This is a genomic window from Monashia sp. HAY1-2A (genome assembly GCF_056755315.1).
In genome coordinates this window covers 12,338-38,318 of sequence record NZ_JBNDHY010000015.1, presented here as the reverse complement: position 1 = coordinate 38,318, position 25,981 = coordinate 12,338, and the positions used below count along the sequence as shown (strand labels likewise).

The window sequence follows — 25,981 nt, the reverse complement described above, 5'->3', positions numbered from 1 at the left end:
GTCACCACTGACACTGGCCTCGCGAGCGCCGGGACCGGGGTGCCTGGGGCCGCCGACGAAGGGGACACCATGGGCGTGACCGAGCTTCCCGACCGCGACAAGGGCGATGGGCTGACGATGCGCCAGCGGCGCGTGCTCGAGGTGATCCGCAACTCCGTCGACCGACGCGGCTACCCGCCGAGCATGCGCGAGATCGGTGAGGCCGTCGGGCTCGCCAGCCCGTCGAGCGTCAGCCACCAGCTCGCCGCCCTCGAGCGCAAGGGCTACCTGCGTCGGGACCCCAACCGTCCGCGCGCCCTCGAGGTCGTCTCCCCCGACGCCGGAGACGCGACGGGGCGCCGCGGGCGCGCCGCAGCGTCCGACCAGCACGACGTCGAGACCGACTCCGGTGACACGCGCCCCGAGGCGTCGTACGTGCCCGTCCTCGGCAAGATCGCCGCCGGGGTGCCCATCACCGCCGAGGAGGTCGTCGAGGACGTCTTCCCGCTGCCCCGCCAGGTCGTCGGCGAGGGGCAGCTCTTCCTGCTCAAGGTCCAGGGCGACTCGATGGTCGACGCCGCGATCTGCGATGGCGACTGGGTGGTCGTGCGCCAGCAGCCGACTGCCGAGAACGGCGACATCGTCGCGGCGATGCTCGACAACGAGGCCACGGTGAAGACCTTCAAGCGCAAGGACGGTCACGTGTGGTTGCTGCCTCACAACGAGGCCTACGACCCGATCGACGGCGACGATGCGACGATCCTCGGAAAGGTGACCGCAGTCCTGCGTCGCGTCTGAGCAGCCCCCACCGCGGCCACATCACGGGCGCGTCGCGGATCATCTGCGGCGCGCCGTGAGGTATCCGCACCCTGGACTCGCCACTCTGGGAGCACAGTGCCTGAGGAGGACGCCATGCCCGACCGGCCCGACCGCGACGTCGTCTTCACGTATCGCTATCTGCGGGGCGGCATGGTGGCGCTGCTGCTCATGCTGCTGCTGTCCGTCGTGCTCCAGTGGTGGTGGGGCACGAACCGGTCGTGCTGGCTGGGCTCGATCAGCGCCTACTACTTCACCCCTGCGCGCACGGTCTTCGTCGGCAGCCTCTGCGCGCTCGGCGCCGCCCTCGTCGTCTACAAGGGCCACTCGTCGGAGGAGGACGTGCTCCTCAACTTCTCCGGCTTCATGGCGTTCGTGGTCGCCATGGTGCCCACCGTCCCGGACGATCGCTGCAGTGTTGCAGGCGCGCCCAACCCGTTCGCCCTGCCCACGACGGCCATCTCCGACGCGGTCGACAACAGCGTGTGGTCCCTGGTCGCCGTGGGTCTCCTCGCCCTCGTCGTGACGGCATGGCTGCGACGCGCCGAGCTCAGGGACCCCGCACGCCGACCACCGGTGCGCACCCTGCTCGTCACCGCGGCGTGCAGTGCCGTGGTCGTGTTCGAGCTCGTGCTCTTCCTCGCGCTGCCCGACCGTTTCGTGGCCCTGAGCCACGGCATCGCCGCCGCGACGATGGTGGCCGGCGTCATCGCCGTCATGGTCCTCAGCGCCTTCCGGGTCGAGGACCGACACACCTCGACCCAAGAAGCGGCGGGGTACAAGAGGTGGTACCTCGTCATCGCCGGGACCCTGGCTGCGCTGCTGGCCCTCACGGTGCTCGCACACCTGACGCTGCACGGCTTCGACCACGTGATCCTGATCTGCGAAGTCATCATCATCGTCCTGTTCTGCGCCTACTGGATCCTCCAGACCAAGGAGCTGTGGAACCTGCGCGACAGCACGGACCTCGAGGCTCGTAGGGCCGCCGCCATCGCGGAGTGACGGCCCGGTGGTTCGCCACCGCCGGTCGTCGGACGATCAGTTGCGGACGAGGACGCTCCGCGCCTCCTTGACGGTGATCGGGGTGCCCGGCTGCGGCACGGTCACCGTTTCAGGGATCGAGATCCACGCGCCGCCGTTGATGCGGAAGTCCGCGCCGAACGTCACGTCGACCCGCGACGTGTACGTGCCCGGTCTGCGGTAGGTGTGGACGATGTCGCCGTCGGGGTAGACGCCACCGGGCGAGGTGGTCGGGCCCTCGCTCGTGCCGTCCCCGAATCGGTACACGTAGCTGACGAGCTTGGGACGGATCTCGACGCGGTACCCGAACATCGTGGCCGGGTCGACGAGGTCGATCTCGCCCGGCTGGAACCCCCTGCTGGCCCAGTCGACCTTGTAGAAGGTCTTGAGGTTGACGAGCGTCGTGTTCCCCCTCGGCTGCGTCGAGATCGTTCCTTTCGACCACACTGTTCTATGGAAGGCATCCACGATCATTGCCACCGTGGGGATAGGTTTTGCGCCTGGCACTAGATTCGGCAGACACGTCGACCCCACGTACGCCCAACCGCTCGGTCCAGCTTCTTCGACTGACGGCCATTTCGCGGATGGCAAACGAACACCGTCTCTGTTTACCCACATCCGAAAGACATCGGTCAAGGGACCAGACCCGACCTCTGGCCCCTTGTCTCTACATGCAGCTAGCGCGGCGTTATAACAAGCCCCGCTAGCATCGCGCCCTCCGAGATCACAACCAGCGATGGCCGAGCGGTATTTCCAGTGATCGCCGCCCCGAGCAATCATTTCCGCATGCTCGACGGCAAGTCCCTTCAAGACTGGTTCGGTCAGAGATGCTGTCGCACCGGAGGACCCCACATCCCCATTGAAGTCCGCAACAGCGGCGCGGGCAGAATGGAAGAGAAGTAGTGCGGCCGCACCCAACGCCACGGCACTGCGCAGCCTCATGAAGCGACCTTGATGTCATGGATGATCCAGCCGGTGCTGCCCCATTCGAGATAGAACAGCAGTTGGCTAGGCTTCAGCTGATCCGTCGTGATCTTTCGACCGCGGGCGTCAACGATGCTCCGTTCTAGCTGCCGCCCATAGAAGAGCACTCGTTCACGCCCTTCGACAGCCCCCAGCCCGACTACACTTTCTATCTGCACCGGGGCGCCGTCGTAGTGATGCCCTTCAGACTCGAGGCGACTGGCCGTTCGTCGCAGGGCGGTACAAGCCTTGGAGGTTTCGAAACGGCAGAACGGCCCCAGAAGTTTCGGATCGGCCTCAACCCACGAACGGTTCAAGACCTGGAGAAAATGGCGGACGAAGGCTTCGGCGCCGGCCTTGTCCTTGGTCTTGGCCGCGTCGGGGAGGCCTGCCGGGAAGGTGGGGCCTGCACTGGTCGATGCGGTCGTGGGCGCCGCTGAGGTCGTGCTCGTCCCACTCGCGGTCGTCGACGACACCGGCGCACTCGTCTGCACCGGGGCCGGGTCGCCCCCGCCGCAGGCCGCCAGCGTCGTCGCCAGCGCCAGACCAACGGCGGCGCACGTCATCCTCTGATGTCTCAGCACGAGTCTCGGTCCCCTGTTCGGCGAATCTTTGGCCCTGCCCACCGGGCGCAAACGGACGAAAACGTCATCGAACGCTCCCACAGATGGTGCCGCAACCGCATCCCGGGCGCCCGCCGTCGTCCACAGGCCCGTCGTCGGCATCGGCGTCGGCGTACAGCCGGAGCGTCGCGTCAGTGACCGAGCGCGGCGCGCAGGCGCGGCAGCGCTTCGCCGAGCGGGGCATGCAGGCGGATCGTGGCCTCGGCGTCCCCCCGCGTCGCAGAGCGGGTCACGATGGCCACCGGCACACCGGCCTGGTGCGCCCGCCGCACGAACCGGTACCCGCTCATCACGGCCAGCGATGACCCGAGGACCAGCACGGCACCCGCCGACTCCACGAGTCCGAAACACTTCTCCACCAAGGACTTCGGCACCGACTCGCCGAAGAACACGACGTCCGGCTTGACCGTGTCGTGGCCACAGACCAGGCACCGCGGCGCGTGGAACGACGCGACGAGCTCGTCGGCGAGCACGATGTCGCCGTCCGGCCGCACCTGCTCACCCCACTGCGACCCGACCGCGGCGGCGGCCGCGGCGAACCGGTCCATGAAGCCGGGGTTGCCCTCGGTCATCCGCTCGTGCAGTCCGATCCGCGAGGTCACCTCACCGCAGGTCAGACATACAGCCCGGTCCAGCGACCCGTGCAGCTCGACGACGTCGCGCGCGCCGGCCGCCTGGTGCAGGCCGTCGACGTTCTGGGTGATGACCGGACCGACGTAGCCGGCGCCCTGCAGCTCGGCGACCACCCGGTGGCCCTCGTTCGGCGTGGCCGCGTTGAACCGCTGCCAGCCGATGTAGCTACGAGCCCAGTACCGGCGCCGGGCCTCGCTCGAGCCGGCGAACTCCCCGTAGGTCATGGGCTCGACGCGCCGGGTGCCGTCGGGACCCCGGTAGTCCGGGATGCCGCTGTCGGTCGACAGGCCCGCACCGCTGAGGACGAGGACGTCGCCCGCGCTGACGAGGTCGACGAGGTCGTCGAAGGTACCGAGGTCGCTCACCTCGAGCGGCAGCCGACGCGAGGTGGCGAGCCGCGTCAGGACACCCGGGCCTGATCCGTCAGCGCGTCGCGCGGCACCAGCCCTGATGCCCGCGTCGGCGCCCTCGGGGCCGGGCGTCGCACCGGGGTCAGCGGCAGCCGGCGACTCCTCGAACACGTGCACCCGGCCAGCGTACGCGGACGGGTCCCCGCCGCCATGCTCATGATCGCGAACAGCACGACTTTCCATAATCGTCGGTTATGATACCGGCATGATCGACGCTGCCGGCCTCCGGGTCATGAAGGCCATTGCCGACGAGGGAAGCTTCACGAGCGCCGCAAACGCGCTCGGCTTCACCCAGCCGGCGATCTCACAGATGGTCCGCCGCCTCGAGCAGCGCACCGGCACCGTCCTCGTCGAGCGCTACGGCCGCCAGGTGCGGCTCACCGAGGCCGGCCAGGTTCTCGCGCGGCACGCCGTGGGCGTGCTCGCCGCCCTCGACGCCGCCGAGGAGGAGATCACCGCCATCGCCGGGCTCCGAGCCGGACGCGTCCGCCTCCAGGCCTTCCCCAGCTCGTCGGCGACGCTCGTGCCCAAGACGCTCGCGATCCTCAAGGCCAAGCACCCCGACATCACGGTGACGTTCACCGAGGCGGAGCCACCCGAGTCTCTCGCGGCCCTGCGCAACGGGGACTGCGACGTGGCGGTGGCCTTCGCCTACGAGGGCGCCGACCTCGGTGAGCTCGAGGAGGACCTCTCGCTGCTCGTGACGCGTCGTCTCATGGACGACGAGGTCCGCCTCGTCGTGCCGGGCGCGCACCCGCACGCCTCCGACCCTTCGGCCTCGCTCGTCGACTTCTCCGGCGACGACTGGATCGCGGGGTGTCCCCGGTGTCGCGGCCACCTGCTGTCCCTCGCCGACCACGCCGGCTTCCGGCCCAACGTCGCGTTCGAGACCGAGGACTACGTGGCTCAGCTCGGTCTCGTCACCGCGGGCCTCGGGGTCGCCCTCGTGCCGGACCTCATCCTCAACGCCGCCAAGCACGAGCAGGTCGCGACGCTGCCCCTCTCCCCCGCATCACGCCGGCAGATCCTCGCCGTGACGACGCCGGACCTGCAGCGGGTGCCTGCGGTGGCCGCCGCGCTCGACGCCCTGTGCGAGGCCGCCGGAGCGGATCCCCGTCTGTCGACCGCCGAGCTCGTCGGCGCTGCCCGCGGCTGACACGCCCCCGCAGCCGGAGCACCGCCGGCGGCTGACGCGCCGCGCGCGGACGCGTCGACCGGGCGCGCCGGCCGGAACGTCGGCACAATGGGCGCCATGACCCGGGTCGCGCTCGCCGCCACGGGACCCGCCGCGCTCGAGGCCGGTCTCCACGTCGCCTCCGAGGGCGGCAACGCCGTCGATGCCGCCATCGCCGCTGCGGTCGCCGCGATGAGCACCGAGCCCGGGATCGTCAGCCTCATGGCCGGCGCGTACGTCAACGTGTGGCCCGCGGGCCAGGACCCCGTCGTCGTCGACGGCAACGTCGAGATGCCGGGCCGCGGGCTCGACCCGTCCGCCTTCGGCCGTGGCGTCCGACAGGTCCGCACCGACTACGGCGGCGGCGTGACCCTGGGCGCCGGCCACGGGTCGGTAGCCACATCGGGCGCCGTCCCGGCTCTCGCCGTCGCCAACGAACGATGGGGCACCGTGCCGTGGCGACACCTCGTCGAGCCCTCGGTCCACGCGTGCCGCGACGGCTACCGCATCGGCGCCTCCGCCGCGCTCTACCTCGGCCTCGTCCGCGACACGCTCTTCGGCGCCGACGCGGAGGCTCACGCCCTCGTGACCGGCGCCGACGGCGGGGCGCTCCAGCCCGGAGAGACCTCGACGAACCCGGACCTCGCCGACGTCCTGGAGCTCCTTGCCGCACAAGGGCCCTCGCTGTTCACCACCGGCGCCGTCGGGCGTGTGCTCGTCGAGGACATGACGGCGCACGAGGGGCTGATCACCCAGGCCGACCTCTGCGCGTACGAGGCCGTCGTCCGCCGGCCGAGCCTGCGGCAGGTCGGGGACTGGAGCGTCGCGCTGAACCCACCGCCGTCCGTGGGCGGGCCGATGCTGGCGGTCATGCTCGGCGAGCTCGCCCGCCACGAGGCCTGGACGTGGTCGGAGGTCATCGACATCCAGCGCAGGGTCCTCGCCTACCGGCTGTCGGTCCACGACCGCTCGCGCGACCTCGACGGGGACGGCCACGCCCTCCTCGCCGCCGTGGAGCGACACGGTCTCGCGGGACTGCCCACGTCCGCGTCGACGGCGCACGTGTCCGCGGTCGACGAGCACGGGAACGCCTGTGCCATCACGATGTCAGCGGGTTACGGGGCGGGCATGGTCGTGCCCGGCACCGGCATCCTGCTCAACAACGCGCTCGGTGAGCCGGAGCTCAACCGGCTCGGCCTGCACGCCGTGCCACCGGGCACGCGGCTCGCCTCCAACATGGCCCCGACGACGGCACGTGGTGCCACCGGAGGTGCGCTGGCCGTGGGGTCCCCGGGAGCGGACCGGATCACGACGGCACTCATGCAGGTCCTCGGTCAGGCGCTGCTGCACCACGAGGGGCTCCAGCCGGCGATCGACGCACCGCGCCTGCACGTGCGTTTCACCGACGACGGCACTCCCCGGGTCGAGCACGAGCCCTCCGAGGCCATCGCCGCGGCCGTCCGGAACGCCGGTCTGACGGCGCACGCGTACCCGGGCCCGCACATGTACTTCGGCGGTGTGGGGGCGGCGCTCCTCGGCGCCGACGGGCTCGTCGCGGCCGGAGACGCGCGACGCGAGGCGGCTGTGGGCGTCTCCCCCTGACGGCTCCCCCTCGACGGATGGCACCCCTCGGGCATGGCGGCGGACCGGCTCACCGGTGGACCGCTCGCACCCCGCCGGCCCCGTCGGTGACCACGGCGACGTCGCCCTCGAGGTCGGTACGGTGCACCTCGAAGCCGCGAGCGTCCAGCGCCCGCAGGGTCGCCGGTGCCGGGTGTCCGTAGTCGTTGCCCGCGCCCACGCTGATGAGCGCGAGGCGGCCGCTGACCGCATCGAGAAGCCGGTCGTCGCGGTTGCCGGACCCGTGGTGGGCCACCTTGAGCACGTCGATCCGTCCCCATCGGGAAGAGTCCAGGGCGGCCTCGTGCACGACGGCGGCGGCGGCCTCGCGCTCCACGTCACCGGCGAGCAGGAGCGTCACGCCGCGCACGTGCAGGGTCAGGACGACCGACCCGTTGTTCGGCACCGACCCGGCGTCGATGCGGCGGGCCGGCCACCACACGTCGGCGCTGACCGGGCCGACGGCGAAGCGGTCCCCGGCCCGGAGGGTCCCCACACGGGCACCTGCGGCGCGGGCGAGCCGGCCGACGCGGTCCGCCTCGTCGGCCGGGTCGGCCACCCACGACGTGCGGACCTCCGTGACCGGCCGGTCCAGCACTCCCGAGAACCCGTCGACGTGGTCGGCGTGGAAGTGGGTGAGCACGACGAGGTCGACGACGCGTACCTCCAGCCGGTCGAGGCACCCCCGCATGAGACCGGGTTCGGGACCGGTGTCGACGACGACGGCGTGGCCCTCGCCGGCGTCGACGACGAGGCCGTCGCCCTGGCCGACGTCGCAGGCGACGAGCACCCACCCGGGCGGTGGCCACGACAGCACGCTCGTCGGCGTGGCGCCACCGACGACGACCACGACGGCGGCGACCACCGCGAGCGGGCGGTGACGGCCACGGTGCCAGGCCCAGGGACCGAGCAGCAGCGCGGTGAGCGTCAGTCCCGCGAGCAGGACGGCGGCCGGGGCCGAGTCTCCCCACGCGACGGACCCGCCCGGCAGGCCCTGGCACCATCGGGCGACGGCGGCGATGCCCTGGGCGGGGACGGCGGCCACCCACGCGAGCACCGACGCGGCGGGTACCCAGACGACCGCGACGACGGCGACCCCGACACCGACGAGCGTCGTCGGTGCGACGAGCGGTGCGGCGAGGAGGTTGGCCAGCACGCCGACGACCGAGATGCTGCCCTGGAGAGGTGCGACGAGCGGGGCGCAGACGACCTGGGCGGCGAGGGGCACCGCGAGCAGCGGGCCGAGAGGCGCCAGGCGCCTCGGCAGGACCGTCGCGATCCGTTCACCCCACGGACGGGCCAGCACGAGCAGACCGAGCGTCGCCACGGCCGACAGCGCGAACCCGAACGAGCGTGAGAGCCACGGGTCCCACACGAGGAGCGCCGCCACCGCCCCGGCCAGTGCGGGCACGCCCGCACGACGACGGGACGAGGAGAGGGCGAGCAGGCCGACGCAGCCCATGACCGCGGCCCGGACGACGCTCGGCTCGGGGCGCGCGAGCGCGACGAACCCGACGAGCACGCCGAACGCCACGAGGGGTCGCCACCGTCGCCGCACGCGCAGGAGGCCGCAGAGGGCCAGCCCGGCAGCGAGGACGAGCGTGACGTTGGTGCCCGACACGGCGGACAGGTGGCTCAGGCCGGTCGCCTGCATCGCGTCGGTGAGCTCGACAGGCGTCTGGGACGTGTCGCCGACGACCAAGGCAGGCACGAGTGCCCGGGCGTCGGGCCACAACCCCGCGGTCGCGTCGCGGAACCGCTCGCGGACGTGGTCGGCCGCCCGGACGAGCGCGCCAGGACCGTCGCGGACCCGGGGCTCGCCGACGGCCGACACGACGGCGACCACGTCGTCACCGGGCTGTGCCGGCGCGAGCCGGCCGACAACGACGAGCTCGTCGCGCCAGCCGACGTCGGCCCAGCCGGGCCCACGTCCGACGACGAGAACAGGCGTCGAGACCTCGGCCGTGCGTCCTCGGCCGGTCACCTGCTCGGCGTCGAGGCGCACGACCCAGAGGGCCGGCCCGGAGCGTTCCGGAGCGGAGCGGTCGGTGCGGATCGGACGGGGGTCGGTCGCGGCCCGCCCGACGACGGTGACGACAGCCTGGTCTGCGGCCAACCCGGGCACGGGACCTGCCGCCCGCACCGCACGGTGGCCCACGGCGGCGACGAGGAGGAGCGCGAGCACCGCGAGCGTCGCGGCCCCGAGCCGCCTGACGGTCCCGGCCGGTTGACCCGAACGGTGGGGCACCACGACCAGACCGAGGCCGGCGAGCGCGGCCATCGCGGACAGGACGGACACGGCCGGCGCTGGCGCGACCAGGCCCCAGAAGGCGACGACGGGCCAGGCGACGACGACCGGCACGAGGAGCCGGACGTCGAGCAGCCCGGCGGTGCGCGGCCGCAGGTGTGCACCCGTACGCCCGGGCGCGGCCCCGGTCACAGGGTCACCTTGGGACGCAGCTGGGACATGAGCTTGTCGCCGATGCCGCTGACCTCGCCCAGCTCGTCGACGGAGGTGAAGCGTCCGTGCTCGGTGCGCCAGTCGACGATGCGCTGCGCGAGCACCGGTCCGACGCCGGGGAGCGTGTCCAGCGCCGCGACGTCTGCCGTGTTGAGGCTGACGAGGGGGCCGCTCGCTCCGCCCGCGCCGCCCGCCGACACGCCTCCCGCCGCGCCCGGCACGCCGGTGCCACCCGCGGCGGGCGCCTCACCGGGCTTCGGGACATGCACCTGCTCGCCGTCGACGACGAGCCGGGCGAGGTTGAGGGCCGCGAGGTCGGCCCCACGCCTCGCCCCGCCCGCGGCCTCGATCGCATCGGCAACGCGTGACCCCGCGGGAAGCCGGACGAGACCCGGTCGGTTCACCTGTCCGACGACGTGCACGACGAGCCGGGCCGACGCCCCCCGGGCCGCGGTCGAGGAGCCGGGCCCGTCGCCGGCGGACCCGGTCGCCCCGGGGCCCGTCGGCGGTGAGGGACCCGACGCTGCGACGACCGAGACCCCGCGGCCCGGAGCCTCCACCGGTCCCGCCGCGGACCGCTCGGCCCAGAGCACCCGAACGACGAAGGCGCACCCGACGGCGACGACGAGTGCGAGCAACGACACGACGGCCGCCGTGGAGACCGCCCGGCGCCCCGACCGCACCTCCTCCGGAACCGTCAACAGGCCGGGGCGCCGGGCCCGGCGCAGGTCCGCCTCGAGGCGACGCGTCTCCTCGTCCTCCGGTGACCGTTCCCCGGCGCCGACGAGCCCTCCCAGCCCCGCGAGTCCGACGCACTCGAGGCCGTCGCGGACCCGGCCCTCGCGGACGCGGCCCGGTGCGGCTTCGTCGTCGTCCGACCCCTCCTCATCCGAGCCGCCGTCGCCCGACGCGTCGACGTCGTCCCCCACGCCGCCCACCTCCGTGGCCCCGGCGTGGGTCGGACGCACGGGTGGCCGGTCCGGCACCCACCCGGACGTGCCCCGGCCCTCGGCGAAAATCTCGGCCACACGGGCCAGGTCGGCGGGACGGTAGGGGCTGCGAGGCATGACGGCACGCTAGGAGGACACGGCCGTCTGCGGCGTCGCCCCGACGCGGGGCTGGGGACGACGCCTCGCCGGCGCGGGGGATGTGGACGAGCGGCACGCCACGTGCCGAGACGTCGGGCGTGCCGATTGCCGCGTCGGCTGCGCGGTGGTCCAGACTGCTCCAATGGCCCGGCACATCATGACCCTGACCTGTGAGGACCGTCCCGGCATCGTCGCGGCCGTCTCGACGGCGCTGCTCGCGCGGGGTGCGAACATCGTCGAGAACCAGCAGTTCTCCGACGAGGACACCAACCTCTTCTTCATGCGCACCGTCTTCGACGCCGACGCCTCCGACGTCGAGAGCGTCCTGGGGGCCATCCGCGAGAGCCCCGCCGTCGTCTCCCAGCACCTGGCCGTCCGCCCCGAGGCCGAGCGCTGCCGCACCATCATCCTCGTCAGCAGGTTCGACCACTGCCTCCTCGACCTGCTCCACCGCTGGAAGTCCGGCGACCTGCCCATCGACATCGTCGGCGTCGTGTCCAACCACGAGGACTGCCGCGGGCTCGTCGAGTACTACGGCCTGCCGTTCACCGTCATCCCCGTGACCCCCGACACCAAGGCCGAGGCCGAGGCCGAGCTGCTGCGGATGGTCGAGGCCGACGGCGTGGGGCTCGTCGTCCTCGCGCGGTACATGCAGATCCTCAGCGACGGCCTGTGCCGCGCGCTCGAGGGCCGGGCCATCAACATCCACCACTCGTTCCTGCCGGGGTTCAAGGGCGCCAAGCCGTACCACCAGGCGCACGACCGCGGCGTCAAGCTGATCGGCGCCTCGGCGCACTACGTGACGGCCGACCTCGACGAGGGGCCGATCATCGAGCAGGACGTCGTGCGCGTCACGCACGCGGAGTCGCCCGAGCGGCTCGTGGCCATCGGTCGTGACGTCGAGCGCCGCGTCCTGTCGCGTGCGGTCCGGGACCACGCGGAGTCGCGCGTCTTCCTGTCCGGACGCCGCACCATCGTCTTCTGAGCCGCGTCCGGCCCCGGCCCCGTTCCCGGGCCCGGGCCGGACGGTCGCCGGCTCAGCGCACGGGTCCGGCCTGAGTCACCCAGACGACGGCCCGCTGCCAGGGTCCAGCGCCCAGTACTGCCGCTCTTCTGGCCTGCACCGAGCAACTGCCGGCCCTTGGCCGGGCCGCTGGTCACGGTGAACAGGGCAGGGGCCTGGCCGAAGTCGTAGTCGGGTCCTGGCGGCTGCGGGCAGTTGACGCCATCACCGAAGAACGGGAACGCACCCCACGGTCCATGCGTCGAAGGGCAGCGCCCGCGTCGCCCACTTGACGGCACCGGTCGTCATGTCGAGTGCGACGATCGAGTCGAAGTCGTCGTCCCCGGGGAGGCAGGCTGCCCGCCCCGCGTCGCTCGTCGCGTTGGCGACGCAGTCGAGCGTCGCCTGCGGTACGTCGTAGTTGGTGCCGGTCGCGATGTAGACGGAGTTCCGGCTCGGGCCCACGGTGGGCGAGCTGCCATAGACCGCGACCCCGGGGGAAGCCAGCCGGCGTCATCGAGGTCGGTCGCAAGGTCCAGTGCGGCCATGCTGCCGCGGAAAGGGCCCTGCGAGCCCTGCCCCACGACGAGTCGCCTGCGCCGCGACAATCCGGCCATCCCAGCTCCTTGCGGAACGACGGCCGCACGGGCCGTCGAATGACCCCTGTGGACCAGTCCACGCTATTCGGCTCTCTGGCTTTTCACAGCGAAACCCGTTTTCCTGCAAGGAATCTGAGTCACGCAACCGGCAATTCGGTCATACTTCGTCCGCCGGCCGGCTCCTCGGCTCGCCCTCCGGCCGCTGCTCGGGGTGGTCGACGTGCTCGAGGCGTCGCTGGCGCCACCAGCCGAGGACGTTGTTGCGGTGGCGCCACAGCACGAGCAGCGCGACGGCGGTGAGCCACGCGACCGTCCACCCGTCACCGGGCGCGTGGCCGGTCCGGACCAGGACGGCGACGACGATCATCGACAGGGCACCGAAGATCGAGCCTGCGGCCACCCACCGGGTCAGGGTCAGCGCCACCGCGAAGACGAGCACGACGACGAGCGCCACCCAGGGGTGCACCCCGAGCAGCGCGCCCAGCGTCGTGGCCACGCCCTTGCCGCCGCGCCCGCGCAGGAACGGCGACCAGATGTGACCGAGCACCGCGGCGACCCCGACGGCGTAGGCGGCGTGGGCTCCGAGGAGGTGGCCGGCCGCGACGGCCGGCACGAGGCCCTTGAGGACGTCGAGGACGCCGACGAGGACCCCCCACTTCCGGCCGAGGACGCGCCCGGCGTTCGTCGCCCCGGGGTTGCCCGAGCCCGCCGTCGCGAGGTCCTTGCCGAGGAGACGTGCGAGGCCGGTGGCGGGGTTGAGGGAGCCGACGAGGAAGGCGGCGACCACCCCTCCGGCCCAGGCGAGCGCCGAACCTGCGGTCACGGCCGGGTGCCCCCCTCCTCCTCGGTGAGCACCTCGCCGGGCCGTGGCGACACCGCGATGGCCACGGTCCCGGGACCCACGTGCGCGCCAACGACCGCGCCGAGCTCGACGACGAGCACCCGGGGCGAGCCGGGAACCTGCGACCGCAGGTGCTCGGCGATCTGCTCGGCCCGCTCGGCAGCGTCGAGGTGGTGCACCGCCAGGTCGACCACGTGCCCGCCGGCCCGGACGTGCTCGAGGACCATCGCCTCGATCCGCGCCACTGCGCGGGCCGACGTGCGCACCTTCTCCACCGGCACGATCCGGCCCCCGCGGACGGCGAGGATCGGCTTGATCGCGAGCGCAGAGCCGAGCAACGCCGACGCGGCGCCGATGCGTCCGCCGCGGCGCAGGTGCTCGAGCGTGTCGACGTAGAAGAGGACGCCGGACGGTTCGAGCCGCGCCCGGACCGCGGCGACGACGGCGGAGGCGTCGGCGCCCTCCCGCGCGGCCTCGGCCCCCGCGACGACGGCGAACCCCATGGCCATCCCGATCGTCTCGCTGTCGAGGACCTCCACGGGGATCGGCGCGTCGGCGGCCGCGGCGCGCGCCGCCTCGACGGTCCCCGACATCTGCGAGGACAGGTGGACCGACACGACGGCGTCGGCGCCCTCGGCGGCGAGCCGCCCGTAGGTCTCGGCGAACACCTGGGGCGTCGGGCGCGAGGTCGTGACGATGGTGTACTCGCGCAGCGCTGCGGCCACCTCGTGCGAGCTGACGTCGTGGCCCTCGATGTGGTCACGACCACCGACGACGACGTGCAGGGGCACGACCTCGATGCCGTGCCGCTCGACGTCCGCAGCCGGCAGGTAGGCGGTCGAGTCGGTGACGATGCGGGTGGTCACGTCGCTCCTTCCGCCGGTCCCGAGGTGGCCCCAACGTACCGGCACCGGGCGCGTCCGTCGGGGACGCGCCCGGTGCCTCGGTCGTCAGACGCGGTCAGGCGCGGGTCGAGCGCCTCAGGCCGGGACGACGTTGACGAGCTTGGGGGCTCGCACGATGACGGTGCGCACCCCGTTCTCGATGGCGGCCTGCACCTTCGGCCGGGCGAGGACCAGCTCGCGCAGGGCGTCCTCGGTGATGCTGGGGCTCACCTCGAGCCGGTCGCGCACCTTGCCCCTGATCTGCACGACGCAGGTCACGTGCTCCTGCACGATCTTGGCCGGGTCGCTCTCGGGGAACGGGGCGAAGGCGACACCGCCCTCGTGGCCGAGCCGCGCCCACATCTCCTCGGCGATGTGCGGGGCGATCGGTGAGACCATGAGGACAAGCGCCTCGACGACGTCACGGGGCGGCACGTCCAGCTTCGTCACGGCGTTGTTCAGCTCGATGAGCTTGGCGATGGCGGTGTTGAAGCGCAGTCCCTCGAAGTCCTCGCGGACCCCGGCGATCGTCTGGTGCAGCTGGGTGGTCAGCGCTTGGTCGGGCTCGACGTCAGCGACCCGGACCTGCCCCGTCGCCTCGTCGACGACGTTGCGCCACAGACGCTGGAGGAACCGCTGTGAGCCGACGACGGCGCGGATCTCCCACGGCTTGCTCAGCTCGAGCGGACCCATCGACATCTCGTAGACGCGGAAGGTGTCGGCGCCGAACGCGTCATACATCTCGTCGGGGCTGACGGAGTTCTTCAGCGACTTGCCGATCTTGCCGTACTCGCGGTTGACCGGCCTGCCCTCCCACGTGAAGGTCGGCTCCTCGCCGTGCCCGCCCGCGTGCTCTTCGACCTCGGCCGCCGGCACGTACTGCCCGCGGCTGTCGGTGTAGGCGTAGGCCTGGATGTAGCCCTGCGAGAAGTACTTCCGGAACGGCTCCTCGCTGCGCACGTGACCCAGGTCGAAGAGGACCTTGTGCCAGAACCGGGCGTAGAGCAGGTGCAGGACGGCGTGCTCGACGCCGCCGACGTAGAGGTCGACGCCACCGGGGTCGCGGGTCCCGGCGGGCGCGCCGTCGACCGTCTCGTCGTGACGGGCCAGCCAGTACTCCTCGTTGGCCGGGTCGACGAACGCGTCGTGGTTCGCCGGGTCGAGGTAGCGCAGGTAGTACCAGCACGACCCGGCCCAGTTGGGCATCGTGTTGGTCTCACGACGGAACGCGCGGGTGCCCCGGCCGTCGCCGAGGTCGACCTCGACGTTGACCCACTCGGGCACCCGTGACAGCGGAGGCTCGGGGCTGCTCGACGCGTCGTCGGGGTCGAACGTCTTCGGGGAGTAGTCCGGCACGTCCGGCAGGGTCAGCGGGAGCTCGTCCTGGGGCACCGGGTGGGCGACGCCGTCGGCGTCGTACATGATCGGGAAGGGCTCGCCCCAGTAGCGCTGGCGGCTGAAGAGCCAGTCACGGATGCGGTAGTTGACGGTGCCGTGGCCGATGCCGGCCTCCTCGAGGAACGCGATGATGCGCTCCTTGGCCTCGGCGACGTGCAGTCCGTCGAGGCTGACCCGCTCGTTGCTCGAGTTGACCGCGACGCCGTCGCCGAGGAACGGCTCGTCGTCGGGGTGGCCCTCTGTCGGTTGCACGGTGCGGACGATCGGGATGTCGAACCGCTCCGCGAACTCCCAGTCGCGGGTGTCCTGCCCCGGCACGGCCATGATCGCGCCGGTGCCGTAGCCCATCAGGACGTAGTCGGCGACGAAGACCGGAACACGTTGCCCCGTCACGGGGTTCGTGGCCCACGACCCGGTGAAGACGCCGGTCTTGTCACGGCCCTCGGTCTGGCGCTCGACCTCGCCCTTGCGCGAGGCGGCGAGGCGGTAGGCAGCCACCGCGGATGCGGGCGTGGCGGAGGCGTCGGCGTCGTCGCCGCGCCAACCGTCCTTCGTGCCCTCCGGCCACGGGCCGTCCGGGACGAGCGCGTCGACGAGCGGGTGCTCCGGCGCCACGACCATGAAGGTCGCGCCGAAGATCGTGTCCGGACGCGTCGTGAAGACCTCGATGCCGCTCTGCTCGCCGGCGGTGGTCACGACCGGGAACGTGACCCGCGCACCCTGCGAGCGCCCGATCCAGTTGCGCTGCAGGCGCTTGACGTTCTCCGGCCAGTCGACGGCGTCGAGGTCGTCGGCGAGGCGGTCGGCGTAGGAGGTGATGCGCATCATCCACTGCGAGAGGTTGCGCTTGAAGACCGGGAAGTTGCCCCGTTCGGACCGGCCCTCGTTGGTGACCTCCTCGTTGGAGAGCACGGTGCCGAGGCCGGGGCACCAGTTGACCGGCGCCTCGGACTGGTAGGCCAGGCGGAAACCCTCGAGCACCGTGGCCTGCTCGGCCGCGGTCAGCTCGGCCCAGGGCCTGCCGTCCCGGGTCAGGACCGCGCGCTCACCGGACTCGAACTGCGCGACGAGCTCGGCGATGGGACGCGCCTTGCCCCGTCCGCCGTCCTCGCGCAGGGCGTCGGGGTCGTACCAGGCGTCCCAGATCTGCAGGAAGATCCACTGGGTCCACTTGTAGTAGTCCTCGTCGATCGTCGCGAAGGTGCGCCGGTTGTCGAAGCCCAGCCCGAGGCGTCGCAGCTGGCGCCTCATGTTCGCCATGTTCTCCTCGGTGGTCTTCCGAGGGTGCTGGCCGGTCTGGACGGCGTACTGCTCGGCCGGCAGGCCGAAGGCGTCATAGCCCAGCGCGTGGAGGACGTTGCGGCCCTGCATCCGGTGGTACCGGCTGTAGACGTCGGTCGCGATGTAGCCCAGGGGGTGGCCGACGTGCAGCCCGACGCCGCTCGGGTACGGGAACATGTCGAGGACGACGAGCTTGCGCCCGAGCGCGGCCACCTTGTCCGGCTCGGCCCACGGGCCCGCGGGGTTGGGCGCGGCGAACGTGCCCTCCTCCTCCCAGCGGTCCTGCCACGCGACCTCGATGTCGCGGGCCATGGCCGCGGTGTACCGGTGCGGCGTGTCGTCGGTCTGCGGGCGCTCTGACGTCTGGTTCTCGCTGGCCTGGCTCATGTCTTCTCTCTCGTCGCTGGTCGCCGGGGCAAAAGAAAACCCCTCGCACAGGAGGGGAAGCCGCGTTGATGTCGGGTGACCCCGACGTTGCTCAACGCGGCTGCGCAAGGAGGAGCAGACCAGCCATGGCCCAAGGTTAGCGCAGCAGGCCCTCCCCCCGCCGACGCGACCGGCCACCGTGGGTCCGGGCCCTCGCGGCGACAGCGGGTCAGCGGAAGAGGCCGACGACGATGAGCACCTGGGCGACGTGGTAGGTGACGATGACGACGAGCGGGGCCCAGCGTCGTTCGTGGACGAACCGGTCGTGACCGAGCACCGTGTCGCTGACGACGAAGACGAGGCAGCCCAGCAGCACGAGCCAGTCGCCCTTCCAGGCCGCGACGAGCAGCAGCGCGATGAGCGCGAGCTGGTAGACGAAGACCGGCCCACGCTGCGGCCCCGACCCGCGCACGATGTCGCGGCCGAAGAGCCGGTGCAGCAGCACGGCACCCGGCACCGCGGCGACCAGCCACCACGGGACCCCCGGCCGGGTCGGCGTCTCGAGGATCGCCCAGACGTAGGCGACGTGCACGGCGAAGAAGGCGCCGACGCCGATGAGGAACCGCGTCTCGGTCGCCGTGAGCAGGGCGACGTCACCGACGAGGCTGAACCCCAGCGCGACGAGCACCGGCAGCAGGGTCGGTGACCCGGGGGCCGCCCCCTCCCAGTGCAGGGACCACGCGAGACCACCGAGGAGCAGCACGACCAGAGGCTTGGTCAGCCGCTCGACGACGTACTCACCTCGCAGCACGGCACCCCAGTTGATGAGCGCCGCGACGCCGAGGGCCACCGACAGGACCCAGAGGTGGGTGGTCACGAGGCCAACACTCCCAGCCTCGCCGTGCCGCCGGGCTCCGACACGCAGGATCGCCAGATACGCCCGTCGCGCACGCCCCGCGCGCACGGCCGGCGGGCAGGAGTCGGCGTCCTCACGGTTGTCTGCCAGACTCTTCCAATGCCGATGCGCAAGTTCCAACACACGGTCACCCCCGACGACACCGCCGCCACGATCGGCAGCGGAGACCTCGAGGTGCTGGCGACACCGCGTCTCGCCACGTGGTGCGAGAACGCCGCCTTCCAGGTGTGCCGGCAGAGCATCGACCCGGACCACACCACGGTCGGCACGAAGATCGTCATCGAGCACGTCAAGGGCAGCGCCGTCGGCTCCGAGATCACGATCATGTGCGCCGAGCCGATCAACGACGGCCGTCGGCTCGTCTGCCACCTCAGCGCCAAGGACGCCGACGGCGAGGAGATCGCCTTCGGCGAGGTGCACCGCGCGGTCGTCGACCCGGACCGCTTCATGGCGAAGTGCCAACGCGTGCTCTGAGCTGACCGGCCACCCGGCCCGACGCCTCGCCGGCCCGACGCGTCAGAGGACGTAGGCGTCGCCGTCGCGGCGCAGGCCCAGGCCTGCGTAGTACGGCTCGACCATGTCGGGAGGGGGCAGGAACCGGCGGAACCCGCGGTGCCGCAGCGGCCCGTCGCCGCCGAGGACGAACTCTCCGGGCGAGAGGTCGCGGTGCCGTGGTGTCACCCAGTCGAGGAGCAGCTGCGCCGTACCGTGCCCGGCGTCGTGGACGAGGACCGCCCCGACGGTCTCGTCGCCCTTGAGGACGAGGTAGCACACGTCCCCGGAGAAGGGGTCGTGGACGAAGTCGGGGTTGAACCGCCGGATGTCGCCCTCGTGCACCCGGAGCACGTGGCGCAGGTAGGTGTCGTCACCGGCGACCTCGAGCACCTCGTACGCGGCGGGGTCGTGCTTGTCCCGGGCCATGCGCGTCAGGTGGTAGACGTTGATGACGGCGAGGACGACGTTGAGCCCGACCATCGGCCACACGTGGTTGGCGGTGTTGTAGCCGATGAGGACGAGACAGCCGACGAGGTTGATGAGCCGCAGGCGGTGCAGCTGGGTCTGCAGCAGCGACCAGACGAGCACGGCCGAGCCGATCCAGCCGATCGCCTCCAGCCACCAGGAACCCATGGCCCGAACCCTAGTGCGAACGGTGCCCTCGTCGAGGATCGACGAGGGCACCGCGGGTCTCGGGCGTCGGGCGCCCGCCCGTCAGGCGTCGGGGGCGACGAGCTCGGGCAGGACCGCCTCGAACCGGGCGTCGAGGGTGAGCGAGGGCAGGACCTGCCCCTGCTTCTGGGCGTCGTCGGCGACGGACCAACCCCACGTCGAGGCCCGCAGCCGCTGGTTCGGCGTGCCGTGGTGGCCGGCGCTGGTGAAGCTGCAGTCGCCGACCTCGTAGAACGACTGCTCGGCCTCCAGCACGCGGGCCGCGTTGAGGGCCAGACCCCGCTTGTGGGTCACGAAGTAGGTGCCGAAGGCGTCGGCCATGAGCTCGGTGCGACGCGTGGCCTCGGGCCCCGTGAGCGGCGAGGCGAACAGGCCCTTGTCGTACTGGACGTGGTGGGCGTACTCGTGGCCCAGCACGGCCCGGGGGCCGACGTCACCGACGCCGATGGCCCCGAGGGCCGCGAGGATGCCGTCGCCGAAGACCAGCTTGTCGGGCAGGCCGGCGAAGGCGGGGTCGGTCTCGCCCGCGGCGCTGAACGCGAAGGCGTTGAGGGTGAACAGCGGGCTCTCGCCGTCCTGCAGACCGGGGTCGCCCGCGACGACCTCGCGGATGAGCGAGGCGAGGCCGGCCACCGCTGACTCCGGAGCGCCGTAGAGCACGGCCAGGGTGCGCGTCATGCGCGTCTCGTCGCGCATGACGGCACCGTGCATCGCCATGAGCTGGATGTCGGACCCGTCGGTGTCCCAGAAGGACTGGGCGGCGCGGAACGAGCGGGTCAGCTCGTTGCGGTAGTCGCGCTGCAGCGCGTACCGGTCGTCGTCGGAGGACCCGAAGAGGATCGCGTCGTAGGTCGGCAGGTCCAGCGCGCCCGTGGTCGCGAGGAAGAAGAGGTCGGCGAAGTCGACGTGGGCGAGCAGACCGTCCACGTAGGCGTCGAGGTGCGTGGGTGCGCACTGGTACTGGGTCGGGTCGATGGCTCGTTCCAGGGCCTCGCGCGGCGCGGACGCCTCGACGCCGAGTCGGGCCACCGCCGCCTGGCGGCGCGCGTGCCAGTCCGCCGGCAGGAAGGCCCGGGCCCGGGCGAGCAGGGCGGCGGCCCGGGGGTCGTCGGTCGTCCCGTGGACGAGGTCGTAGGAGTAGCCGTTGTCGGCGACGAACGTGGTGCTCGACGCCGCTGCGGCGCCCGTCGCCGGAACCGCTGCGGTCGGCGCCGCGGTGGCGACCCCGGCGCCGACGCCGAGGGTGAGCGTCAGCGACGTGACGAGGGCGAGCGACCAGGACTTGCGCTTGGGCACGTGGGGGCTCCTTCGGTGCTGCCCCCGGCCCCGTGCCGCGAGCACTGCCCTCATCATCGCGGCGAAGAGGGGCAATCGGGTCGAAAACCGCCTGAACCGGGAGCAACGATCCGCACCCTGCCCGGGGACCGGCGGCTCACCGGGCGGTGCCACCACCGGGCGGACGCCGCACCGGCGAGCCGACGACCTTGAGGCCGATGACGGCCGCCACGACGCCGGCGAGGAGCAGCACCTTGGCGACGGAGAAGGCCTCGCCGCCGAAGAGCATCGCCCACGTGACGGTCAACGCGGCCCCGACCCCGGTCCACACCGCGTAGGCCGTGCCGATGGGGATGGAGCGCGCCGCGCGCGCCAGACCCACCATGCTCATGACCCCGGCGGCGAGGAAGACGAGGGCCGGTACCGGACGCGTCAGCCCCTCGGACGCGGCGAGCGCGGAGGCCCACACCGCCTCGAGGAGGGCGCTGGAAAGGAGCACGGCCCACGGCATCACGCCACCGCCTTGAGGCCGACGATGCAGCCGACGAGCACGACGAGCAGGACGGCCCGCGGCGTGCCGAGCCGTTCGGTCCCGCGGCCCACGGCGAGGGCGATGGTGCCGACCGCCCCGATGCCGACCCACACCGCGTAGGCGGTCCCCGCGGGCAGGCCGGTCATCGCCCATGCGAGACCGGCCATGCTCACCACGAGCGAGACGGCGAAAAGCGCTGTGGCGCGGGGCCGCCGGAAGCCGTCGGACGCGGCGAGCGCGGTGGCCCAGACGGCCTCGAGGCCTCCGGACAGGACGAGGACGAGCCAGTGCACGGCGTTTCCGATCCGGCCGTCTTGTCGCTGTGCGGGTACGGCTCCCTCGTCCGCAGCGCGGTCGACGCGCTCGGGTCCCATGGTAGGCGACCGGCGACCGGCGACCGGGCCCGCCCGGTGGCAGCCTGGCCCGAACCGTGTATCAGGACACCGCCCTCGCACTACCGTGAGGTGACGGTTCGGTTCGACCACCTGGGACCAGCCATGAGCGGCGACTACCTCGACTTCGACGTCGCCCTGACCCGCGAGGGCCAGGGATACGCGGTGCACGTGCTCGACTCCCCTGCGGGGCAGGCGTCCACGCCTTTCGTCCTGCCGTTCGGCGCCGCCGACCTGGCCCGCTTCATGGTCGCCGTCGGGCCCCCTCGCGTCACGTCCCGCCGCCTCGTCCCCGCGGAGTCGCGCGTCGTCGACGTGCGCGACTACGGGCGCCGGCTGGCCGAGGCGCTGCTCGGTGGCGACGTCGGGCGGGCCTTCCGCGGCAGCCTCGCCACCGCGACCTCGCAGGGGCGGAGCCTGCGGCTGCGACTACGCCTCGACGCGGTGCCCGACCTCGACCCCGTGCCCTGGGAGTACCTCTACGACGCGGACCTCGAACGGTTCGTCGCGCTGTCCCAGGAGACGCCCGTGGTGCGGCTGCTCGACGCGCTCGACCGGCCGCCCGTCGTGACGGTGGAGCCGCCGCTGCGGGTGCTCGTCATGGTCAGCAGCCCCTCGGACCTCGAGCCGCTCGCCGTCGACCGCGAGAAGCAGCTGCTGCAGGCGACGACGGGAGACCTCGTCGCCGCCGGCCTGCTCGAGATCGTCGTCGTCGAGGACGCGACGTTGACGGCGCTGCAGCGGGCCCTGCTCGACGACTACCACGTCTTCCACTTCATCGGGCACGGCGGCTTCGACGACGGAGCCCAGGAGGGCGTCCTCGCGCTCGAGAACGAGGACGGGACGGCCCACCGGGTCAGCGGGGCCCGTCTCGGAACGCTCCTGCACGACGCCCGGACCCTGCAGCTGGCCGTCCTCAACGCGTGCGAGGGTGCACGGACGTCCGGCCGCGACGCGTTCTCCGGCGTCGGGCAGGCCCTCGTGCGCCAGGGTCTGCCCGCGGTCGTGGCGATGCAGACGGAGATCTCCGACCGCGCGGCGCTCGTGTTCAGCCACGAGTTCTACTGGTTCCTCACTCGCGGTCTCGGCATCGACGCTGCGATGTGCGAGGTGCGCAAGGCGATGGCGGTGTCCGACGAGGCCGCCGAGTGGGGCACGGCCGTGCTGCTGCGCTCGGGCTCCGAGCAGCCGTTCGCCTTCGTCGGGGGCCGGCCCCACGGACAGCGGGGCACCAGCGCCTCGCCCGACGACCCGCGAGCGCGCGACGCCCGACTCGCCTCGCTCTACACGGCCGCGCAGGGGGCGATCGCCGCGGAGGACAGGACGACGGCCCTGCCGATGCTCGAGCAGATCGCCGCCGAGCGGCCGGACTACGCCGACGTCACCGAGCTCATCGAGCGCGTGCGCCCCGCCGGCGCGGGTGACGCGTCGACGCGTCCGGGGGCGTCCGTCGGCCCGGACCCGCGACCGCAGACGTTCCCGCACGGCGCCGAGGAGACGCTCCTGGGAGGGCAGCCGCAGACGCTGCCGAAGCCGTCGACGACACCGCGGCCGAGACCGCAGCCGCGGGGGCCCGTGCACTCGGAACCGCAACACCGGCAAGGGAACCGGAGCCACGGCATCGGCAGCTGGGTGCGCCTGGGCGTGCTCACGATGCTCGTCGTCCTCGGCGTCGTCGCCTGGCGCACCCTGCCCTCCCTGCTCCAGAAGGCCGACCCGCTCGTCGCCGCGGCGTGCGGCTCGAGCTCGGTCGACCCGGGCCCGACCGAGCTGACCATCGGTTGCGCGCCGGTCGCGCCGGTCGTCGACGGCTCCTTCGACGACTGGCGCTCCGTGACGGACCACGAGGTGACGACCCCGATCCCCGACTTCGCGCGGGTGCCCGTCAACGGCCTGTCGGTGACGTGGCAGGCCTTGTGGGACAAGGACGCCCTGTTCCTGCACGCCCTCGTCACCGACCCGACCCACACCGCCGTCCTCGCGGGCCAGCCGAGCCAGTGGTGGCGCGGCGACGCCGTCTCCTTCGAGATCGGCCCCGACCCGCGGGCCCTCTCGGCGTCGGCTCCACTGCGCAGGGGCAAGGACTTCCACGTCGTGCTGGGCCTGCTCGACGACGGCGACCGGGGCGCTGCGGCCGCGGTCAACGTCGTCGGCACGACCTCGAAGGGCCAGGTCGTGTTCCCCACCGGCGCACGCCGTCCCCGCATCGACGTCGTCGCCCGCGTCGGCAGGACCGGCTACGAGCTCGAGGCACGGGTGCCGTGGTCGGAGGTCGGGCGGTCCGTGCCACCGGGACGCGGCGAGGTGCTGGCCTTCAACCTCGACGTCAGCGACGCTCGCGGCTCCGGTCCGGACTGGGCACTGCGGACGATGCTGAGCAGCAACTCGAGCCGCTCACGCGCCAACCAGAACCACCCCGGCACGTGGCAGACCCTCGCCCTCGGCGACTCGGGGTGAGCGTGCCCGGCCGCCTGCACGCCCTCCTCGTCGGGGTCGACGCCTACACCTCGCCCGTCCCGGCGCTGCAGGGCTGCGTCAACGACGTCACGGTCTTCGCCGACGTGCTGCGCCGTCGGGTCGGTCCCGAGGTCCTCGACCTGCTCGTGCTCACCGACGCGGAGGCCACCCGCGAGCGCGTGACCACCGCCTTCACCGAGCACCTCGGCCGTGCGGGGCCCGACGACACGGCACTCTTCTACTTCAGCGGCCACGGCTCCCAGCAGGACACGCCACCGGAGCTGTGGCCGGTCGAGCCGGACCGTCGCAACGAGACGATCGTCTGCGTCGACAGCCGGTCCGAGGGTGGCTGGGACCTGGCCGACAAGGAGGTGGCGACGCTGGCTGCGGGCGTGGCCGCGTCGGGATGCCACCTGCTCGTCGTCCTCGACTGCTGCCACTCCGGCGGCGGCACGCGTGAGGTCGACGAGGTCGTCCGGCTGGCGCCCCAGGACCGTCGCCCGCGGCCCGCGTCGTCCTTCCTGCCGGGCGTCGTCGCGCAGGCGGCCGTCGTCGCGCAGGCGGGCGCCGGGACCCTCACCCGTGGCACCCGGGCGGTCCCGCGCTGGGCGACGCCGGCTGCCCGGCACGTCCTGCTCGCCGCGTGCCGCTCCTCGGAGAAGGCCCGCGAGGTCACGGTTCTCGGGCGACAGCGCGGGGTCCTGTCCGCGGCCCTGGAGACCGTCCTGCTCGGCTCGGACGGCTGCCCGTCGTACCGCGACGTGATGCGGGCTGTCACGGCCGAGGTCCTCGGCCGCGTCGCCGACCAGCACCCGCAGCTCGAGAGCACCGACGCCGCGGACCTGGACCGGCCCTTCCTCGGTGGCGCGTTGCCGGCGACGCCGCGACCGCTGACCCTGAGCCACCTGCCGGACGGGTGGTCGATCGACTCCGGGGCCGTGCACGGGGTGCCCGAACCCATCGGCGACGACACGACCGAGCTCGCGGTGTACCCCCTGAGCGGGCAGACGTCGGGCGCGCCCCTCGCTGTCGCCACCGTGACGCGGGTGCTGCCGGACCGGAGCATCGTCCGCCTCGACCCGGTCCTCGACGACGCATTCGTGTACCGGGCCGTCGTCACGTCGATCCCCCTGCGGCCCTTGACGGTTCGCGTCATGGGCGACGACGCCGGCACCGCGGCGCTGCGACGAGCCGCGGAGGAGGCCGACCACACGCTCGTCGACCTCGTCGACCCCGGCGAGCCGGGAGCCGACTCCCCCGGGCTCGTCGTCGAGTCCACGCCGGGGGGCTTCGTCATCACCCGGCCCGGCGTGCCGCGTCCGCTCGTGCCCGTCGTCGCGGGCACCGGCCGGGAACAGCGCACCGTGGCAGCACTCGAGCACGTGGCTCGCTGGCTGCGCCTGTCCGGGCTGACCAACCCGGTGACCCACCTGCCCGCCGACGCCGTCCGGATCGCCGTGACGACGCCGGGCTCCCCGCTCCCGTCCACGGCCGCCGGCGCAGGTGGGACCCTCGAGGTCGGTTACGGGCCCCAGGGCCCACCGCGGTTCACCGTCACGCTGACGAACACGACCGGTGGCCCGCTGTGGGCGGCACTGCTCGACCTCACCGAGACCTACGGCATCTTCACCGACGCCTTCCCGGCTGGTTCGGTGGCCCTGGGCCCCGGCGAGTCGACGGCGGTGGACCTGCTCGGCCAGGTGTCCGACGCCCTGTGGGAGGCCGGCACGGTGTCGGTGACCGACGTGCTGATGCTCGTCACCAGCACCCTCGAGTTCGACCCCCGCACCCTCGAGCAGGACGAGCTCGACGTCACCGCCGTGCCGGTGACCGGCATGGCCGGGGCCGCCCCGACCGTGCGAGGGCTCGACGCGTCCGTGGCCCCCGGCACGAACGACCCGAGCACCTCGCTCGACGGTGTCCTGCGCAGCGTCCGGACCCGGCGGGCGACGCCCGCCCGGACCGGCTCGGTGGCCGACTGGCGCACCGACACCGTCCGCGTCGTCACGACCCGCCCGCGCCGCTGAGCCGTCGGCTCGCTTCGCTCCGCCTCCTGCCGAGTTCCCCGCGTCCTTCGGACATG

22 protein-coding genes and 1 riboswitch are annotated in these 25,981 nt (G+C 72.7%); of the genes, 8 read left to right on the top strand and 14 right to left on the bottom strand.

The genetic code is table 11. The annotated features are described in order from the left end of the window. Positions 1-69 precede the first annotated feature (69 nt). Positions 70-777, top strand: a complete 708-nt coding sequence (gene lexA, locus ACPYOM_RS03940; RefSeq protein WP_481340200.1) for a transcriptional repressor LexA — start codon at positions 70-72, stop codon at positions 775-777. Positions 778-891: 114 nt separating this feature from the next. Then, complete coding sequence (locus ACPYOM_RS03935; protein ID WP_481344959.1) at positions 892-1,797, top strand: hypothetical protein; 906 nt, start codon at positions 892-894, stop codon at positions 1,795-1,797. A 36-nt stretch (positions 1,798-1,833) separates the two neighbouring features. Here the strand turns inward: ACPYOM_RS03935 and ACPYOM_RS03930 are convergent, their stop codons facing one another. From ACPYOM_RS03930 to ACPYOM_RS03920, 3 genes are all read right to left on the bottom strand, one after another. Continuing rightward, positions 1,834-2,289, bottom strand: coding sequence for a PKD domain-containing protein (locus ACPYOM_RS03930; RefSeq protein WP_481344958.1), 456 nt, complete (start codon positions 2,287-2,289; stop codon positions 1,834-1,836). Between the two features lie 464 nt (positions 2,290-2,753). Beyond that, complete coding sequence (locus ACPYOM_RS03925) at positions 2,754-3,344, bottom strand: hypothetical protein (protein WP_481344957.1); 591 nt, start codon at positions 3,342-3,344, stop codon at positions 2,754-2,756. 188 nt (positions 3,345-3,532) lie between these two features. Beyond that, positions 3,533-4,411, bottom strand: a complete 879-nt coding sequence (locus tag ACPYOM_RS03920) for a Sir2 family NAD-dependent protein deacetylase (protein WP_481344967.1) — start codon at positions 4,409-4,411, stop codon at positions 3,533-3,535. Positions 4,412-4,649: 238 nt separating this feature from the next. Here ACPYOM_RS03920 and ACPYOM_RS03915 point away from each other — a divergent pair, with 238 nt between their 5' ends. Then, entirely contained in the window at positions 4,650-5,600 is a 951-nt protein-coding gene (locus ACPYOM_RS03915) for a LysR family transcriptional regulator (protein WP_481340215.1), read from the top strand. Positions 5,601-5,696: 96 nt separating this feature from the next. Then, positions 5,697-7,220, top strand: coding sequence for a gamma-glutamyltransferase (locus ACPYOM_RS03910; RefSeq protein ID WP_481344956.1), 1,524 nt, complete (start codon positions 5,697-5,699; stop codon positions 7,218-7,220). 49 nt (positions 7,221-7,269) lie between these two features. On the opposite strand, the gene ACPYOM_RS03905 is transcribed toward ACPYOM_RS03910, so the two are convergent. Both ACPYOM_RS03905 and ACPYOM_RS03900 read right to left on the bottom strand, forming a co-directional pair. Beyond that, positions 7,270-9,678 (bottom strand): ComEC/Rec2 family competence protein, encoded by a 2,409-nt coding sequence (locus tag ACPYOM_RS03905; protein ID WP_481344955.1) that lies wholly within the window; start codon positions 9,676-9,678, stop codon positions 7,270-7,272. Then, a complete protein-coding gene (locus tag ACPYOM_RS03900) occupies positions 9,675-10,766 on the bottom strand; it encodes a ComEA family DNA-binding protein (RefSeq protein ID WP_481344954.1) in 1,092 nt (363 codons plus the stop codon). Before ACPYOM_RS03900 ends, ACPYOM_RS03905 begins: the two co-directional genes overlap by 4 nt. Before the next feature lie 163 nt (positions 10,767-10,929). On the opposite strand from ACPYOM_RS03900, the gene purU reads away from it, so the two are divergent. Then, on the top strand, positions 10,930-11,772 hold the full coding sequence (purU, locus tag ACPYOM_RS03895; RefSeq protein ID WP_481344953.1) for a formyltetrahydrofolate deformylase: 843 nt from the start codon (positions 10,930-10,932) through the stop codon (positions 11,770-11,772). A 243-nt stretch (positions 11,773-12,015) separates the two neighbouring features. On the opposite strand, the gene ACPYOM_RS03890 is transcribed toward purU, so the two are convergent. From ACPYOM_RS03890 to ACPYOM_RS03870, 5 genes are all read right to left on the bottom strand, one after another. Continuing rightward, positions 12,016-12,255, bottom strand: coding sequence for a hypothetical protein (locus ACPYOM_RS03890; RefSeq protein ID WP_481344952.1), 240 nt, complete (start codon positions 12,253-12,255; stop codon positions 12,016-12,018). A gap of 291 nt (positions 12,256-12,546) precedes the next feature. Then, entirely contained in the window at positions 12,547-13,212 is a 666-nt protein-coding gene (gene plsY / locus ACPYOM_RS03885; protein ID WP_481342125.1) for a glycerol-3-phosphate 1-O-acyltransferase PlsY, read from the bottom strand. Beyond that, the gene (locus ACPYOM_RS03880; protein WP_481344951.1) at positions 13,209-14,096 is read right to left on the bottom strand and encodes a DegV family protein; all 888 of its coding nucleotides are present in this window, start codon (positions 14,094-14,096) and stop codon (positions 13,209-13,211) included. The genes plsY and ACPYOM_RS03880 overlap by 4 nt, the downstream gene beginning before the upstream one ends. Positions 14,097-14,210: 114 nt before the next feature. Continuing rightward, entirely contained in the window at positions 14,211-17,180 is a 2,970-nt protein-coding gene (locus ACPYOM_RS03875) for a class I tRNA ligase family protein (protein ID WP_481344950.1), read from the bottom strand. Positions 17,181-17,388: 208 nt separating this feature from the next. Then, the gene (locus tag ACPYOM_RS03870; RefSeq protein WP_481342128.1) at positions 17,389-18,036 is read right to left on the bottom strand and encodes a lysoplasmalogenase; all 648 of its coding nucleotides are present in this window, start codon (positions 18,034-18,036) and stop codon (positions 17,389-17,391) included. A gap of 138 nt (positions 18,037-18,174) precedes the next feature. Between ACPYOM_RS03870 and ACPYOM_RS03865 the strand changes: the two genes are divergently transcribed. Continuing rightward, on the top strand, positions 18,175-18,549 hold the full coding sequence (locus ACPYOM_RS03865; protein ID WP_481344949.1) for a thioesterase family protein: 375 nt from the start codon (positions 18,175-18,177) through the stop codon (positions 18,547-18,549). 42 nt (positions 18,550-18,591) lie between these two features. Here the strand turns inward: ACPYOM_RS03865 and ACPYOM_RS03860 are convergent, their stop codons facing one another. The 4 genes from ACPYOM_RS03860 to ACPYOM_RS03845 all read right to left on the bottom strand — a co-directional run bounded on the left by ACPYOM_RS03860 (position 18,592) and on the right by ACPYOM_RS03845 (position 21,342). Then, a complete protein-coding gene (locus ACPYOM_RS03860; RefSeq protein ID WP_481344948.1) occupies positions 18,592-19,203 on the bottom strand; it encodes a hypothetical protein in 612 nt (203 codons plus the stop codon). An 81-nt stretch (positions 19,204-19,284) separates the two neighbouring features. After that, positions 19,285-20,538 (bottom strand): neutral zinc metallopeptidase, encoded by a 1,254-nt coding sequence (locus tag ACPYOM_RS03855; RefSeq protein WP_481344947.1) that lies wholly within the window; start codon positions 20,536-20,538, stop codon positions 19,285-19,287. A gap of 136 nt (positions 20,539-20,674) precedes the next feature. Then, positions 20,675-21,028, bottom strand: coding sequence for a DMT family transporter (locus ACPYOM_RS03850; RefSeq protein WP_481344966.1), 354 nt, complete (start codon positions 21,026-21,028; stop codon positions 20,675-20,677). Continuing rightward, the gene (locus ACPYOM_RS03845; protein ID WP_481344946.1) at positions 21,028-21,342 is read right to left on the bottom strand and encodes a DMT family transporter; all 315 of its coding nucleotides are present in this window, start codon (positions 21,340-21,342) and stop codon (positions 21,028-21,030) included. Before ACPYOM_RS03845 ends, ACPYOM_RS03850 begins: the two co-directional genes overlap by 1 nt. A 10-nt stretch (positions 21,343-21,352) precedes the next feature. Continuing rightward, a riboswitch (guanidine-III (ykkC-III) riboswitch) is annotated at positions 21,353-21,417 on the bottom strand. Between the two features lie 129 nt (positions 21,418-21,546). Here ACPYOM_RS03845 and ACPYOM_RS03840 point away from each other — a divergent pair. After that, positions 21,547-23,898: a CHAT domain-containing protein gene (locus tag ACPYOM_RS03840; RefSeq protein WP_481344945.1), complete on the top strand. Its 2,352-nt coding sequence runs from the start codon at positions 21,547-21,549 to the stop codon at positions 23,896-23,898. Next, positions 23,895-25,925: a caspase family protein gene (locus tag ACPYOM_RS03835; protein ID WP_481344944.1), complete on the top strand. Its 2,031-nt coding sequence runs from the start codon at positions 23,895-23,897 to the stop codon at positions 25,923-25,925. Before ACPYOM_RS03840 ends, ACPYOM_RS03835 begins: the two co-directional genes overlap by 4 nt. Positions 25,926-25,981: the final 56 nt, after the last annotated feature.